Source organism: Tropicimonas aquimaris (assembly GCF_042676185.1).
GTDB classification, from domain to species: Bacteria; Pseudomonadota; Alphaproteobacteria; order Rhodobacterales; family Rhodobacteraceae; genus Tropicimonas; species Tropicimonas aquimaris.
Genome location: NZ_JBHTJT010000032.1, coordinates 1 through 14862, shown reverse-complemented (window position 1 = coordinate 14862; position 14862 = coordinate 1). Strand labels below are relative to the sequence as shown.

Here is a 14862-nt window from a genome sequence, read left to right as displayed (position 1 = left end):
CCTGCCCGGCGAACGCTGCTCCGCTAGCTGCGGCTGAGCTCGGCGCTGCGGTTGCGCGAGGCGTCGACGGCGGCGCGGGCCAGGTCCGCGATACCGTCTGGCGTGCGCATCAATTGCTCGAGCGCCTTCGCCGTGGTGCCGCCCTTGGAGGTGACCGCCTGTCTCAGGGCGGTCGGATCGGCGCCCGGTGTGGCGAGCATATGACCGGCCCCGGCCACGGTCTGGATGGCGAGGGCGCGGGCCAGCTCCTCGGGCAGGCCGAGTTCCGTGCCCGCTTGGGCCATCGCCTCCGCCAATGCGAAGACATAGGCCGGGCCCGAGCCGGAAACGCCGGTCACGAGGTGCATCATGCCCTCGTCCTCCAGCGTCACCGAGGTGCCGACCGCGCCGAAGAGCGTTCCCACCAGCGCCATCGCCTCCCCGGAAGCGGCGGCATTTGCGCAGAGCGCGGTTACACCGCAGCCGACCGAGGCCGGCAGGTTCGGCATGGTGCGGATGATTGGCGTCTCGGGGCCGAAGTGGCGCTCGTAGTAGCTGACCGGCGCGCCCGTCGCGATCGTCACGACGATCGTCCGGCCACCGCCGAAGCCCGCCAGGTCCGGGATCACCTCGTCCAGTACCTGCGGCTTGACCGCGATGACCAGCACGGCCGGGGCTTCCGGCAGCGGCGCGTTCAGGCGGAAGCCCGGCTGCGCGGCCAGCCATTCGGACGGCGTCGGGTCCTGCACGGTCACCGCCTCGGGCGACAGGCCGGCGGCGATCCAGCCTTCCAGCAGGGCCTTTCCCATGAACCCGCAGCCGATCATCACCAGGCCGCGTGCGTTGATGTCGTCCATCCTCAGGCTCCGGTGTTCTCGGCAACGAGCTGCTTGTAGAGTTCCCGGATGCGCATGGTGATCGGCCGTTCGCCATTGCCGATGGGCTTGCCGTCGATCTCCGCCACCGGGGTCTGCGCGCCGAAGGTGCCGGTGAGGAAGGCCTCATCCGCGCCGTAGGTCTCGAAGAGCGAGTAGTTCTTCTCGAAGACGGGAATGCCGTCGGCGCGGCAGAGGTCGATCACCTTCTGGCGGGTGACGCCCTTCATGCAATAATCGCCGGTCGAGGTCCAAACCTCGCCGCGGCGCACGATGAAGAAGTTGCAGGCGTTGGTGGTGTTCACGAAGCCATGCGGATCCAGCATCAGCCCCTCGTCGGCGCCGGCCTGCTCGGCCTGGATGCAGGCGATGATGCAGTTGAGCTTGGAATGCGAGTTGAACTTTGCGTCCTGGCTCATCGGCAGGCCGCGCACCTGCGGCACGGTGGCCAGGCGGATGCCCTTGCTCTGCAGGGTCTCGACGGGCTTGGAGTGCTCGATGATCGCGACGATGGTCGCGCCCCAGCGGCTGAGCCCGGGATGCTGGAACGGCTTGGCCTTCCGGCCTCGGGTGATCATCAGGCGGCAATGCGCGTCGGTGGTCATCCCGTTAGCCTCGGCCGTCTTGTTGAGGATCTCGAGGATGTCGTCCGGGCCTATGTCGAGCTCGATGGAGACCGATTTCAGCGAGTTGAAGAGCCGGTCCATGTGCTCGTCGAAGAAGGCCCATTTGCCGTTGTAGAGGCGCATGCCCTCCCACATGCCGTCGCCCAGCATGAAGCCCGCATCATAGACGGAGACCACGGCCTCGGCCTTGGGCTTCAACTCGCCGTTGACGTAGATCAGGATCTCGTCGTTGCGGGGATCGTGTTCGGAATCGTGGGTGGTTTTCTTGTTGAGATTGATCGTCGTCATTTTCAGTGTCCTAGGATTTGGCCAAGGAAGGCCTGGGTACGTGCGTGTTTGGGGGTTTCGAAGAATTCGGTTGGCGGCGCCTGTTCGACGATTTCGCCGTCGGACATGAAGATCACCCGGTCGGCCACCTGGCGGGCGAAGCCCATCTCGTGGGTGACGCAGATCATGGTCATCCCGTCGTTGGCGAGCCCCACCATCACGTCCAGCACCTCCGAGATCATTTCGGGGTCGAGCGCCGAGGTGGGCTCGTCGAACAGCATGATCTCCGGCTTCATGCAGAGCGCGCGGGCGATGGCGACGCGCTGCTGCTGGCCGCCGGAGAGCTGGCCGGGATACTTGTCCGCCTGTTCGGGAATCTTGACCCGGGTCAGGTATTGCATCGCGACCTCTTCCGCCTCCGCCCGAGATTGCTTGCGCACCAGCATCGGCGCCAGCGTGCAATTGTCGAGGATCGTCATGTGCGGGAAGAGGTTGAAGTGCTGGAACACCATGCCGGTTTCACGCCGGATCGCATCGATGTTGTCGATGTTGTCGTCGAGCTCGGTGCCGAGGACGTTGATCGAGCCGCCCTCGTATTCTTCCAGCCGGTTGATGCAGCGGATGAGGGTGGACTTGCCGGAGCCGGAGGGACCGCAGATGACGATCCGTTCGCCACGGGCGACCTCGAGGTTAATCTTCCTCAGCACGTGAAAGGTGCCGAAATACTTGTCCATGTCGCTGATGCGGATGGCGGGGGTCTGGGTGGTCATTGGCTGTTCCTCAGCGCGCGGCAACCGCAAGGCGGCGCTCCAGGTAGGCGCCGTAGCGGGACAGCGCGAAGACGAAGGTGAAATAGATCAGGGCGACGAAGCAGTAGACCTCGATGTGGGCAAAGTTCCATTCTGCGGTCCCGTAAGCGGCGTTGCCGGAGGCGAGCACCTCGAAGAACCCGATGATGACGACGAGCGAGGTCTCCTTGAAGGTGATGACCAGCTGGTTGATCGTCGGGGGCAGGGCGTTGCGGAACGCCTGAGGCAGGACGATGTAGCCGATCCGGTGCCAGTAGCCCATGCCGAGCGCCTGGGCTGCCTCTTCCTGGCCGGCGGGAAGCGCCTGCATGCCGCCGCGGATGATCTCGGCCTGGTAGCAGGCAAAGAACAGCGCGTAGCCCACGATGACCCGGTAGAGCTTGTCGCCCACCGCCCAGCCGGGCAGCACGAAGGGCAGTACGATGGCGAAGGTGAACATGATCGACAACAGCGGCAGCGAGCGGATCATGTCGATGATCACGCCCATCGTTCCGGCGATCATCGGCAGGTGGGAGCGGCGGAGCAGCGCGAAGACGATCGCCATCGGCATGCCGATCAGCGTGACGCTGGCGAAGATGAACAACGTCAGCGACAGCCCGCCCCAGTTCTGCTCGGAGACCGGCGTCAGCCCGAACAGGCCGCCGCGCATCAGCACGTAAAAGATCGCGAAGCCTGCAAGCCACAGCACGGGCAGGCGGCGTGCGCTCCAGAACCAGGGCACGCAGGACAGGGCGACAGTGATAACCATCGCGATGCAGGCAATTGCGGAGCGCCATTGTTCCTCGAACGGGTAGAGGCCGAAGAGGATCAGCCGCCAGCGCGCGTCGATCACCGCCCAGCAGGCGCCGCCCGAGCCGTGGCCGCATTGCTCGCGCTCGGCCTCGGACCAGACGGCATTGAGAAAGGCCCAGTCGAAGAGCCCCAGCAGGACCCAGAGAACCAGCGCGCCGAAGCCCAGCGTCAGCGTGGTGTCGAGCCAGGTTGAAAAGTAGTTCGCCCGGGTGCGCTCGATGAAGGTCGGCTTGTGATAGGTCTTTGCCATAATCCCGCCTCAGCCCCGCAGTTGCGTGCCCTTGAGCCGGATCGCGTCGTTCACGCGGTTCAGCACCCAGGCCATGGAATAGTTGATGGCGAGAAAGCCCCCCATCAGGATCGCGATCAGTTCGAGCGTCTGGCCGCTCTGGTTGATCGAGGTGGAGATCACGAAGAAGAAGTCGACGAAGCCGATTGCGATGCCGATGGTCGTGGCCTTGAAGAGCCAGACATACTGGTTGATCAGCGTCGGCATGACCGCGCGGATCGCCAGCGGCAGGCGGATGCGCGAGAAGATCTGCCAGGGTCGCAGCCCGAGTGCCTGCCCGGCCTCGCTCTGGCCCTTGCCGACGGCGTTGAAACCCGCCCGCACGATCTCTCCGATATAGGCGCCGCCGTAGATCGAGATGGCGATGATACAGGCGAGCAGTTCCGGCGAGATGCGGATCCCGTCGCGGAAGTTCAGCCCCTTCAGGTAGGGAACGTTCAGAAGCGGCGTCTCGGGGATACGGCCGGCCAGCATCAGCACGACGATCAGCAGGACCAGCCCGCCCCAGAGCGCCTGCCGCGAGGCGCGCTTTCGGCCGGTCGACATGTGGGCAAAGCGGCGGGCCGTGTTCAGCCAGATCGCCAGCGCAATGGCGGCGCAGGTGGCGACGGCGCAGAGAAAGGCGGATGTGCCGGTGACGTTCAGCCCGGGCAGGTAGGTGCCGCGGCCCGAGATGAAGGCGACGCCGGCGATGTCGATGGCCTGCCTCGGCTGGGGCAGGGAGGTCAGGATCGCGTACCAGAAGAACAGTTGCAGCAGCAGCGGCAGGTTGCGGAATATCTCGACATAGACCGTGCCGATCAATCCGGCCATCCGGTTGCCCGAGACCCGCATGATGGCGATGCCGACGCCGATAAACGTCGCCAGCGTCAGGGAGATCGCCCCGAGAAACATGGAATTCAGCAGCCCGACCCAGATCACCCGAAGGTAGGTGTCCGACGTGTCGAACGGGATCAGGGAAAAACTGACGCCCCAGCCGGTGGACCGCTGCAGGAAGCCGAAGCCCGAGGTCATCCCCTGAGCGTCGAGATTGACGGCGGCCGTGACGGCGAAGGTCACGACCATCGCGATCAGCGTGCCGACAAATCCCGCCTGGTAGGCGAGATCCCGAAAGGATCTCTGCTTGAGAAGTGTCATCATGATGGGGGTATCCGGGGGGGCAGTCTGGGGGGATTGCGGAGGAACGGCGCCCGGGCAGGCCGGGCGCCAAGCCGCGTCAGTCGACCATCAGCGGGTAGAACAGGCCGCCATTGGTGTAGAGGTTGTTCAACGCGCGCGGCAGCGCGTAGGGCTCGCCGATGTTGCGGTCATAGATCTCGGCGTAGTTGCCGACTTCCTTGATCAGGTTGTAAGCCCAGTCGTTCGACAGGCCGAGGCGGTCGCCGTAGCCGGGCGTGACGCCGAGAAACTTGCCGATCTGGTCGGACGGCGGGTTGTCGCGGAACTCGTCGACGTTCTCGCTGGTGATGCCGTGGAGTTCGGCGAACCAGAGCGAGGTCAGCATCCAGTTCATCACGTCGAGCCACTTCGGGTCGCCTTCGGGGACGATGATGCCCGAGGGTTCCAGCGCGATCACGTCCGGCAAGATCACGTGTTCTTCGGGGTTCTCGGAGGTGGCGCGCGCGGCGGCCAGCGGCGGGGCCAGCAGGGTGAGGCCGTCGCAGCGGCGGTTGAAATAGGCGGTGCGCACCTCGTCGCCGGATTCGAAGACGATGATCTCGGCCTCGATGCCGAGGTTCTCGATATAGGCCGCGAGGAAGCGCTCGGTCGTGGTCCCGGCGGAAACGCAGATCGAGCCGCCGTCGAGGTCCGCGACCTTCTCCACGCCGAGGTCGGCATGGGCCATCACGTGGAAGCCGGCGACGAAATATGGCTGGGTGTAGGCGAGGTTCAGCTCGGCGTCGCGGCTCTGAGACCAGCCCGCGAGCTTGATGATCACGTCGACGTCGCCGGACTGCAGCGCCGGCCAGCGTTGGGCCCAGGAGATCGGCACGATGTCCATGGTGCCTTCGGACGAGCCGAAGAGCGAGGCAGCGAGGCCACGGCAGAGATCGATGTCGAGCCCCTTCCAGTTCCCCTCGTCATCGACCTCCGCGAAGCCGAGGAAGCTGCCGTTATGCCCGGTGCACAGGAGCTTTCCCCGTTCGAGAACCGTATCGAGGCGGCCCTCGGCCGCGGCGGCGCCAGCCATCATCCCGAGGGCGGCGGTCGCTGAGAGGAGGTATTTCATCTGTCAATCTCCGAGTTGGTGTGGTGTTCTGCCGACACGTTGTCGACAAGAATGTGATACGGTGTCTGACGGCAGGTCAATATGGTTTGTGAAGACAGCCGGATTGCGCGGGGCGGCGCTGAAAATTTCAGCAGAATGCATAGAAAAGGACAGATGCGATGCAGAGTGCAGGAAAGAGCAAGCCGGCCGGGACGGATCGGAAGCGTGGCGACGGGGCACGACACGTCTTCGACACGCTCCGGGACGAGATTCTCGAGCTCATTCTCGCGCCGGGCGAGCCGCTGGACGAAACCGCGTTGGCGGCACGATTCGCGATGTCACGGTCTCCGATCCGCGAAGCGCTGATCCGGCTGTCGGCCGGTGGGCTGGTGCGGACCCTGCCGAACCGCTCGACCATCGTGGCCCCGCTCGACATTGCCACGCTGCCCCGGTTCGTGGAGGCGGTCGACTATCTCCAGCGTGCGGTGACGCGACTGGCCGCGCGCCATCGCACGGAGGCCGACATCGCGGTCATGGCGCAGGCGGCGGTGGATTACGACGCCGTCTGCCCGACGGGCGAAGCGCTGGCGCTGTCCGAGGCGAACAAGGTCTTCCACATGTCCATCGCCCATGCCGGGGCGAACCCCTACCTGGCGCAGAGCTACGAGCGCCTGCTCGACGAGGGCCGGCGCATCCTGCATTTCCACTTCACGCATATCCGCAAGCACGGCTCCGTCTTTCCGCTCAGCCCGGAGCATCACCAGATGGTCGAGGCGATCACCGCGCGTGACGAGGCGGAGGCGGATCGCCTCGCGCATCTTCACACACGGGTCTTCGACGACCGGATCAAGGACTTCATGAAGGTGACCTACCTCGAACAGCCAGATCCGCTGTTGAAACGCGAAGCGGGCTGAGGGCCGGGCGGCCGGGGGCTGTTCAGTCGGCCAAGGCGTCGAGCCCGAGCGCCTCGAACCGTTCAAGCCGTGCGAACTCGTCCGGGGTCAGCGCGATGCCATCTGCCATCGCCTTGGCCCGGGCCGCGAAGCGACGCTGCGAGGGCAGGCGCGCGCTCTGGTCGGCAATGGCCTCGATCAACCGCTCTCCCTCTGCGATCGGGTCGCGGCCGGAGCGCCGTGCGAAGACGCTCGGGTCCATCGCCAGGATCAGGGCGCCGTGGCGCGGCAGGAGTGCGGTGGTACCGGTGAAGTCCAGCGCTTCCTGGCTCATGAACTCGCCCAGCATCGCCCCCGATAGCAATTCGATCATCGTCGAGATCGCCGACCCCTTGTGCCCGCCGAAGGGCAGCATCGCCCCGTCGAGTGCGGCTTGCGGGTCCGTCGTCGGCTGGCCCTGCTTGTCCACGGCCCAGCCCTCGGGGATCGGAGTCCCGGCCCGCCGGTGCAGTTCGATCTCGCCCCGCGCGGCAACCGAGGTCGCGAAGTCGAACACGTACGGAAACGCGCCCGCACGCGGCCACCCAAAGGCGAATGGGTTGGTGCCCAGAAGCGGCGTCTGCCCGCCGGAGGGCGCGACCGTCGCGTAGCTGGGACACATCGAGAGTGACGCGAGGCCGTGGCCGGCCAGAATTTCGACCTCGTACCAGAGCGCCGAGAAATGCAGGCAGTCGCGGATCACCAGCGCCGCCAGCCCCGTTTCGCGGGTCCGTGCCACCAGCGCATCGCAGGCATCCTCGAACGCCACGTTGGCAAATCCGCCGCCGGCATCGACCTCGATCACAGAGGCGCCCGCGTCATGCACCTGCGGCACCGCGTCGGGGACGACCTTGCCCGCCGCCAGAACGCGCAGGCAGCCCTCGATGCGGTAGACACCATGTGACTTGCACGCGTCGCGCTCGCCAGAGGCGATCACGCGCGCAACGGCGGCGGCCGTTTCGCGGCGCACACCGGCCATTTCGAAGATGCGCTGAATGCGCCCCTTCAGGTCGTCGAAAGTAAGCGTCACCGTTTCGGTCATTCTGTCCTCAGCCGTCCACGTCGATATAGGTGCAGGCCCAGAATACCCTGGCCTCCGCGTCGCCCAGTGCCCGCAGTCCGTGCTTGAGCGTGCTGTCGAAATAGGCGCAGTCGCCGGGCTCCAGCGTCACCGGCGCGTAATGCTGGACCACCAGCTCGACCTGCCCGGACAGGACAAAGATCGTCTCCTCGCCGGGATGCGCTTCGAGATCCTCCGGCTCAAGCGGTGCTCGGCGGGTCACGACCGTGACGAGCGGCATGATCCGCTTCTCCGACAGGCTGTTGCACAGCACCTCGTATTCGAACTTGTCGGTGCGCACCTTGCGGCCCTGTCCCGCCTTGGTCACTGCCATGCGGGTCGTCGGCTGCGCGGTCGCCTCCGCCGAGAACAGTCGTTCCATCCCGATCCCGTAGGCGCGCGCGATGCGAACGATGTTCTCGTAGCTGGGCGACACTCGGCCATTCTCGATTTTGTGGATTGTCGACAGCGCGAGGCCGGAACGCTCCGCGGCCGCGGCCAGGGTGAGGCTACAGGCCAGCCGCTCGGATTTCATCCGATTACCAAGCTCTTCACGGAGATGCAGGCGCTCGGCTTCCCAGTTGCCCTCATCCAGCGCGGCTTCGGTTTTCTCGTTCGCGGCCATATTTTTCTTTTCTTACCAATGTTGCTGGTATAGGCAAAACCACATCGCCGAGGCAAGCCTGAATGCACGGCCCTTCCCGATACCGCGATCACTGCCCGCACAACGACACCAGAAGGACACCTCATGGCGACAGTATTGGTAGCCGCATCCGTCTCCGGGCCGATCCTGGTCTGCGACGAGGGGCTCAGCTTCTGGGGCGGGGTGCACCCGGAGACGGGCGTGATCATCGACCAGATGCACCCGCAGTGCGGGCAGAGCCTCGCCGGGAAGACGGTTCTGATGCCGACCAGCCGGGGATCCTGCACCGGAAGCGGTGTCCTGCTCGGGCTGGCATTCGCCGGGAATGCGCCCAAGGCGCTGGTCTTTCGAGAGGCGGAAGACATCCTGACGCTCGGGGCGGTTATCGCCGGCAAGCTCTTCGATCACGGCATCGCCGTGCTGCGGCTGTCGGCCGAGGAATACGACGCGCTGGCGCAGCAAGAAGCGGCGACGATCACCGCGCGGGATCTGGTGGCCGGCCCGCTGAGCCTTCCCCTCTCGCAGGCTGCGCGGGCGCCGCTGGAGTTGGCCGAAAACGACCGCGCCTTCCTTGAAGGCGCCCACGGCAAATCGGCCCAGACCGCGATGGAAATCATCACCACCATGGCGATCGCTATCGGCGCCACGCGGCTGATCGACGTGACGCGGGTGCATATAGACGGCTGTATCTACGCCAGCCCCGCCTTCCTGACCTTTGCCCGCGCCATGGCCGATCTCGGCGGGCGGGTGCGTGTCCCGACGACGATGAACGCCATCTCCGTGGACCATGCCAACTGGCGCACGCAAGGCGTGGCCGAGGCGTTCGGCCTGCCGGCCTCGCAACTGGCCGATGCCTATGTGGAGATGGGCGCCCGGCCGTCCTTCACCTGCGCGCCCTACCTGCTCGAAGACCGCCCGGGCGAGGACGAGGCGATTGCTTGGGCGGAGAGCAACGCGGTGATCTATGCCAACAGCGTGCTCGGCGCGCGCACGGTCAAGCATGCGGATTTCATGGACCTCTGCGCCGCGCTGACCGGGAGGGCCGCGATGTCCGGCGTCTATCTGGACGAGAACCGCGCGCCGCGCCGGATCCTGAATGTCGAGGCGCCGGCCCAGCCGGACGATGCCTTCTGGCCGATGCTCGGCTGGCTGGCGGGGCAGGCCGCGCCGGACCGTATCCCGCTGATCACCGGGCTTGAAGGCACGCATCCGAGCGAGGACGACCTCAAGGCGCTCTGCGCCGCCTTCGGCACCACGTCGGCCGCACCTATGCTGCATGTCGCCGGCATCACCCCCGAGGCCTCCCGTCTGCCAAGCACGGACGCAGACCAGGTCCGGATCTCTGCTGCGGATTTCGCCCGGCTCTGGGACCGCTTCAACAAGGGCGCAGAGGCGGTGGATCTCGTTGCCCTCGGCAGCCCGCACTTCTCCGCCGCGGAATGTGCCGTTTTCGCCGGGCTGATGGAGGGCGCCAGGGTGCATGACGCTGTCACCGCGATCATCACCCTGGGGCGGGACACATTGGCGGCGATCACGGCAAATGGCGTGAAGGCGAGACTGGAAGCTGCGGGCGTCAGGATCATCCCGGACCTCTGCTGGTGCTCGATCTCCGAACCCGTCTTCCCGCCCGACGCCCGTGTCCTGATGACCAACTCGGGAAAATACGCCCATTACGCGCCGGCCCTGTCCGAACGCGCCGTGCGCTTCGGCTCGCTCGCCCAGTGCGCGGCGACCGCCCGCACAGGCCGCGCCAGCACGACGCCGCCGGCGTGGCTTGAGGCGGTCCGGATCGGCTCGTGACGCGACTGAAGGCGCTCTTGAATCCGAGAGAACGCCGGGCTGGCGTGACCAGGTGTTGGCGAAAACGCCGCTTTGGCGAGTTTGCCTGTCCCCTGGATGCAGACAAGGAAGTGACCCAGAGACCGACTCTGGTGCACAAATCAGCTGAAGTCCGGATGGCCCCTTTTCCCGGACAGACTCATCCCACGGCTTCCGCGACGGGTATGCCGAGCGCGGTGAAGCCGTTCAGCACGGCGACACGGATCTGGAACTCGGCGACATGACGGTCGAAGTCCCGGGCGGCCAGGCGCTGGCCCAGCAGCTTCACACAATGCATTTTGGTCTCGACACGGCTTCGGCGGTGGTATCCGTTCCATCGTTTCCAGATCGTCCGGCCGAAGCGTTTCGACGCGGGCAGCGCCTCGTTCCGTGCGATTGCTCCGGCAGTGTCGGGCTTCCAAGGCCTTTCGTTTTTCCGGGGCGGTATGACCGCAGCCGCGCCGCGCGCAGCGATGGCGTCATGGCACTTTCGGGCGTCGAATGCGCCGTCGGCGGTGACATTGGCAATCTCCTGGCAGGGCGGGATCTGGTCAAGTGACTCGCGCAGCATGGGCGCATCGCCGATGTCGTTGGCGGTGAACTCAGCCGCCCTGATTTCCAGCGTATTCTCATCAATTCCGATGTGGACCTTGCGCCAGACCCGGCGCTTTGAACCGCCGTGCTTGCGCGCGTTCCATTCGCCTTCACCCTCCACCTTGATACCAGTGCTGTCGATCAGCAGGTGCAGCGGGCCCCTTGATCCGCGGTAGGGAATGTTGACCTGCAGCGTCGTCTGCCGCCGGCTCAGCGTGCTGAAGTTCGGTACGGCCCAGTCCAGCCCACTCAGCCGCAGCAAGCTCTCAACGAACCCGCCTCGCCATGGTCAATCGGACCAGTGGCGTTCCCATGGCTCGATCTGCCTGAGCGCCATGCCGAACAGCACCTTCATCGTCAGGCAGGTTTGGATCGCTGAATTGCTGTAGTCGGGCTGGCGACCGCGCTTGCCGGTCGGCGCGGCCTGCCAGATCATGGCGGGATCAAACCAACCTCTCATGGTTTGCAAGCAAACCACTGCCGGTCAGCGGATCGTCAGCGAACCACGGCGCTTGAGCGCCTCCCTCGCCATTGTCGCTCGGACCATGTATGGATGGCCCCTTGGCAAGAGCTTTGTTCGGGTCTGGCATCCTGGTTGGTCGCGGCCATGTATTCGGCGTCTGATGTGCAGCGGTTTTTCAGCTGCGCGCCCTGATGAAGTCAGCCGGCGGGCGGGTCCCGATCAATGGCACGCACTTCGAAGTGCTCTGGTCCGAACTGGGTGTCCCGCTCCGCGTTGTACCGTCCCTGTGCCATCACCTCACGCTGCGCCTCACCATCTCGGGACCTGCCGGTTCGCGACCGGCTTGGCCGTTGTCTATCGTCTCAAGCCAAGGTGGCCCGGTAGCTGTCTGGCACGTCGCGGGCGGCGTCGAAAAGGCGATCGATGTTATGTACCCCCTTCGCCACGACGGTTCCGAATTCGCTGAGGTGCGCACGGATCGCGTTTAAGATCTGCGTCCACTGCCGGACCAAGAAATCCCGTGCCCTGTGATCGAGCAAGGCCGCCTGCCGGGCTGCCGACTTCACCGGCACGAAGCGCTTCGTTGGGCGTGTCACCGCTTCGCAAATGGCCTCGGCATCCACGGCATCGGTTTTACCTCGTTTTACGTAGGGCTTCACATCAGCGGGCGGCATAAGGCGGACTTCATGGCCGAGGGCTGCCAGTTCCCGCGCCCAATTATGGGCCCCCGCACAGGCTTCGTTCCCACAAGGCTCGGGCTCAGTCGGGTGAAGAACACCAGGATCTGCGACCGCCGCATCTGACGACGGCAGATGATCGTGCCTTCCTTGTCCACTCCGTGAACTTGGAAGACGTTCTTGGTCAACCTCTCGGCGATTGCTGCGCAATCACCTGCCAGTCAACGGATCGAGACCGATGGTAACAGGTTGATCCATGGATGGTTCCCCTCAGGTGCGTGCTTTCACAGACCCGCCTTGGCACAACGTGATGCCGTTGGTGGGGCCATCCACACCATCAATGGCGCCTCAATGGCTCGACAGGACGGCCAGTTCCTGATCTTGTCGGTGGGCGGTACGGGTTTGCTCATGCCATTCAGCTACCATGCTGGATTCACAAGATGAATCCCTCACAGGATTTCTGCAACATGTGTAACCGCCCCATGCGCAAGAGGTAATCTGAGGAACTGGTTCTGGCGCATCGTTGGGTGCTGACATGTGTCCGGCCTCGTTAGCGGCGTCACATATGCCGCGGGCCCGTATGGTGTTCGAAGATCGAGTCCAGATCAAAGCCGCGTGCTCGATGGCACTCTGTTGCACACTGGTTCTCCCGATCCTGTCTCACGACCGTTGCGCCAAACCTCTCCTTGCCCTCTTCCGCTCCGACGTCCTCGCGACCGACGACGGGCTTACGCCGCCGCAGCCGGAGATTGGTAAACGCCACCGCGAGCCATCAGCGCCCAGACGATCCGCGCCATCTTGTTCACCAGCGCCACCCGCACCAGCATCGGCGGCTTGCGCGTCAGCATCCCGCCGAGCCAGGTGCCCGGGCTGACCGTCATCAATTCTATCGCCAGATCCACCGTGCTTGTAGCCATTGATATTTCCAAGCATCGGCACGAGCTCCTGATTGCCGTTCCCGGAAAGAAGCGGCGGCGGCGGTTGACCATCCTGAACACCCTGAATGACTTCGAGCGTCTGGCCGGATTGCTGGTAGAATTTGACCTACCAGTTCGCATCGGCTTCGAGGCCACCGGAAACTACCATCGAGCGCTCATACATCATCTCGGCCAGTCAGGTTTCGAATTGAAGCTCGTCTCTTCGGTGGCTCTGGCCCGGACGCGAGAGGCCCTGCACAACAGCTGGGACAAGAACGACCCCAAGGACGCCCAGGTCATCCTGCACATGCTGGAGATCGGTGCGGTCCAATTCTTTCATGATCCGCTCAGCGCCGGTACCAACGACATCCAGGAACTGTCAAAGACGCACGAGATCGTCTCGCGCTCGAAGACCGAACTGTGGCACCGCATCCTGACGCATTACCTGCCGCTCTATTACCCGTAGGCCGAACGTTTCCACCGCAGTTCGCGAACCGACTGGTTTCTGGCCTTTCTGGAGCAGTTTCCGTCGCCACACATGATCACAGCAATGTCACAGGAGGAATTCATCGAGGCTGCGTGGGATGTGGTCGGGCGTAAGGTCTCCAAAACACGCCTTCTCTCAGACATTTACCTGACAGCCAAAGGCTCGGTGGGTTTGCCCGTCGCCCTGGATTCAGATGCTCTCCGCATGTTCCGGCTGGTTCTTGCGGAGGGCCGCAGCCTTGTCCGGCAACGCAACGAGATCGAGGCACGGGCTGTCGAGCTTCTCTCCGACCTGCCCGACTACCAGTTGTTGACGACCATTCCTGGCATCGGTCCGATCAACGCAATGACCATCCTGTTCGAGGCTGGCGACCTCCGCCGGTTTGGCCATCACCGGCAATTCCTGAAGTTCTGCGGCATGGATCTGGCGACGGTCCAGTCCGGCCTGTTCAGAGGTCAGACCAAGATCTCGAAGTATGGAAACGCACGGCTCAGGCGAACCCTCTGGATGGCTGGCCAGACCGCCGTTCTAAAGAGAACCAACAGTTTCCGGGACAAGTTCGAACGTTACATCTCGCAAGATCGACACAATCCCCATCTCCGGCGAAAGGCATATACAGCCATCGCCGCCAAGATGGCGCGCACCGTACACGCCGTGGTTAAACACGGTGAACCGTATCGCCCCTTCTTCGAGGGGGTGAGCCCAGGCGGAAGGACCCCTCTCTCTCGGGCCGTGGAGGCAGTTCGCTGACCTCGTAGATAATGTTCGGGCTTTCTGCTTGGGAACCTGGATCTCGTCTTGAGGACGGTGAGGGCCGCCACTGCGCGTACCCTGTGTTTGCTATGGGAGAGACCATTCCTTGACGGCAGAACCCGTCTGGGCAACCATATCAGGGCATCCGGGGCCCCGGATGCCCCATGACCTGATGCCTCAAGCCGCCAAAAATTCCCGACATAGGACGTTGTCGCTTCGGACGAACTCGGGCTTTCCGTGCCGCAGGAACAGTCCGTAGAGGACCTCAAGCACGTCCTCTGATCTCATCCGTGTCCTGACCTCCACCGCGAGCGCCTGGCGGGTGTATTCATCCAGCACGGTCAGCATCTTGTAGCTGCGCCCGTTGCTGAGCTTGTCGTGAACGAAATCGACGCTCCAGACGTGGTTCGGATGCGTCGGTCGCAGCCGGATGATCGAACTGTCCTTGTGGTAGAGCCGTCGTTTCTTCTTTTGGCGCTGAGGGAGTTGCAACCCTTCCTCGCACCACAGGCGCTCGATCTTCTTGTGGTTCACGCGCCAGCCCTCGATCCGCAGCAACTCGGTCACCTTGCGGTAGCCGTAGCGACCATAGCTCTTTGCCAGGCGGATCATGGCCAGCCGCAGGGCGTCATCGTTCTTCTCGACGGCGTGGTACTGCATCGAGCTGCGGGC

Annotated in this window: 11 protein-coding genes and 4 pseudogenes; 3 read left to right on the top strand and 12 right to left on the bottom strand. The window is 64.4% G+C overall.

Annotated elements, in window-relative coordinates; genetic code table 11:
* Positions 1 to 23: 23 nt before the first annotated feature.
* The 6 genes from proC to ACFQ2S_RS15270 form a co-directional block, all read right to left on the bottom strand.
* Positions 24 to 836 carry a pyrroline-5-carboxylate reductase gene (proC, locus tag ACFQ2S_RS15295; protein WP_386075742.1) on the bottom strand — a complete coding sequence of 271 codons (813 nt, stop codon included), beginning with the start codon at positions 834 to 836 and terminating at the stop codon, positions 24 to 26.
* Between the two features lie 2 nt (positions 837 to 838).
* Positions 839 to 1768, bottom strand: a complete 930-nt coding sequence (locus ACFQ2S_RS15290) for an aminotransferase class IV (protein ID WP_386075740.1) — start codon at positions 1766 to 1768, stop codon at positions 839 to 841.
* Between the two features lie 2 nt (positions 1769 to 1770).
* On the bottom strand, positions 1771 to 2517 hold the full coding sequence (locus ACFQ2S_RS15285; protein WP_089233147.1) for an amino acid ABC transporter ATP-binding protein: 747 nt from the start codon (positions 2515 to 2517) through the stop codon (positions 1771 to 1773).
* Positions 2518 to 2527: 10 nt separating this feature from the next.
* Complete coding sequence (locus ACFQ2S_RS15280; protein ID WP_386075739.1) at positions 2528 to 3598, bottom strand: amino acid ABC transporter permease; 1071 nt, start codon at positions 3596 to 3598, stop codon at positions 2528 to 2530.
* Positions 3599 to 3607: 9 nt separating this feature from the next.
* Positions 3608 to 4777 carry an amino acid ABC transporter permease gene (locus ACFQ2S_RS15275; protein WP_386075738.1) on the bottom strand — a complete coding sequence of 390 codons (1170 nt, stop codon included), beginning with the start codon at positions 4775 to 4777 and terminating at the stop codon, positions 3608 to 3610.
* 76 nt (positions 4778 to 4853) lie between these two features.
* Positions 4854 to 5867 (bottom strand): transporter substrate-binding domain-containing protein, encoded by a 1014-nt coding sequence (locus ACFQ2S_RS15270; protein ID WP_386075736.1) that lies wholly within the window; start codon positions 5865 to 5867, stop codon positions 4854 to 4856.
* Positions 5868 to 6025: 158 nt separating this feature from the next.
* Here ACFQ2S_RS15270 and ACFQ2S_RS15265 point away from each other — a divergent pair, with 158 nt between their 5' ends.
* Positions 6026 to 6760, top strand: a complete 735-nt coding sequence (locus tag ACFQ2S_RS15265) for a GntR family transcriptional regulator (protein WP_386075734.1) — start codon at positions 6026 to 6028, stop codon at positions 6758 to 6760.
* Positions 6761 to 6782: 22 nt separating this feature from the next.
* On the opposite strand, the gene ACFQ2S_RS15260 is transcribed toward ACFQ2S_RS15265, so the two are convergent.
* The gene (locus ACFQ2S_RS15260) at positions 6783 to 7820 is read right to left on the bottom strand and encodes an Ldh family oxidoreductase (RefSeq protein ID WP_386075733.1); all 1038 of its coding nucleotides are present in this window, start codon (positions 7818 to 7820) and stop codon (positions 6783 to 6785) included.
* 7 nt (positions 7821 to 7827) lie between these two features.
* Positions 7828 to 8463 (bottom strand): helix-turn-helix domain-containing protein, encoded by a 636-nt coding sequence (locus ACFQ2S_RS15255; protein ID WP_386075731.1) that lies wholly within the window; start codon positions 8461 to 8463, stop codon positions 7828 to 7830.
* A gap of 123 nt (positions 8464 to 8586) precedes the next feature.
* Here ACFQ2S_RS15255 and lhpI point away from each other — a divergent pair, with 123 nt between their 5' ends.
* Entirely contained in the window at positions 8587 to 10281 is a 1695-nt protein-coding gene (gene lhpI / locus ACFQ2S_RS15250; RefSeq protein WP_386075729.1) for a cis-3-hydroxy-L-proline dehydratase, read from the top strand.
* Positions 10282 to 10459: 178 nt separating this feature from the next.
* On the opposite strand, the pseudogene ACFQ2S_RS15245 reads toward lhpI, so the two are convergent.
* The 3 pseudogenes from ACFQ2S_RS15245 to ACFQ2S_RS15235 all read right to left on the bottom strand — a co-directional run.
* Positions 10460 to 11371: pseudogene (locus tag ACFQ2S_RS15245) on the bottom strand (IS5 family transposase).
* Between the two features lie 410 nt (positions 11372 to 11781).
* Positions 11782 to 12233 (bottom strand): annotated as a pseudogene (locus tag ACFQ2S_RS15240) (IS110 family transposase); the annotation flags it as partial.
* Positions 12234 to 12761: 528 nt separating this feature from the next.
* A pseudogene (locus ACFQ2S_RS15235) lies at positions 12762 to 12902 on the bottom strand (IS110 family transposase); the annotation flags it as partial.
* Between the two features lies 1 nt (position 12903).
* On the opposite strand from ACFQ2S_RS15235, the pseudogene ACFQ2S_RS15230 reads away from it, so the two are divergent.
* Positions 12904 to 14187: pseudogene (locus ACFQ2S_RS15230) on the top strand (IS110 family transposase).
* A 180-nt stretch (positions 14188 to 14367) separates the two neighbouring features.
* Here the strand turns inward: ACFQ2S_RS15230 and ACFQ2S_RS15225 are convergent.
* On the bottom strand, positions 14368 to 14862 hold a 495-nt coding region (locus tag ACFQ2S_RS15225; RefSeq protein ID WP_386075728.1), incomplete at its 5' end, for an IS3 family transposase.

Bases quoted from the DNA above. Each gene is read 5' to 3' on its own strand.
- ACFQ2S_RS15285 (WP_089233147.1), bottom strand. From the start codon at position 2,517: ATGACCACCCAGACCCCCGCCATCCGCATCAGCGACATGGACAAGTAT.
- ACFQ2S_RS15260 (WP_386075733.1), bottom strand. From the start codon at position 7,820: ATGACCGAAACGGTGACGCTTACTTTCGACGACCTGAAGGGGCGCATT.
- ACFQ2S_RS15265 (WP_386075734.1), top strand. From the start codon at position 6,026: ATGCAGAGTGCAGGAAAGAGCAAGCCGGCCGGGACGGATCGGAAGCGT.
- ACFQ2S_RS15255 (WP_386075731.1), bottom strand. From the start codon at position 8,463: ATGGCCGCGAACGAGAAAACCGAAGCCGCGCTGGATGAGGGCAACTGG.
- ACFQ2S_RS15270 (WP_386075736.1), bottom strand. From the start codon at position 5,867: ATGAAATACCTCCTCTCAGCGACCGCCGCCCTCGGGATGATGGCTGGC.
- ACFQ2S_RS15290 (WP_386075740.1), bottom strand. From the start codon at position 1,768: ATGACGACGATCAATCTCAACAAGAAAACCACCCACGATTCCGAACAC.
- ACFQ2S_RS15275 (WP_386075738.1), bottom strand. From the start codon at position 4,777: ATGATGACACTTCTCAAGCAGAGATCCTTTCGGGATCTCGCCTACCAG.
- proC (WP_386075742.1), bottom strand. From the start codon at position 836: ATGGACGACATCAACGCACGCGGCCTGGTGATGATCGGCTGCGGGTTC.
- lhpI (WP_386075729.1), top strand. From the start codon at position 8,587: ATGGCGACAGTATTGGTAGCCGCATCCGTCTCCGGGCCGATCCTGGTC.
- ACFQ2S_RS15280 (WP_386075739.1), bottom strand. From the start codon at position 3,598: ATGGCAAAGACCTATCACAAGCCGACCTTCATCGAGCGCACCCGGGCG.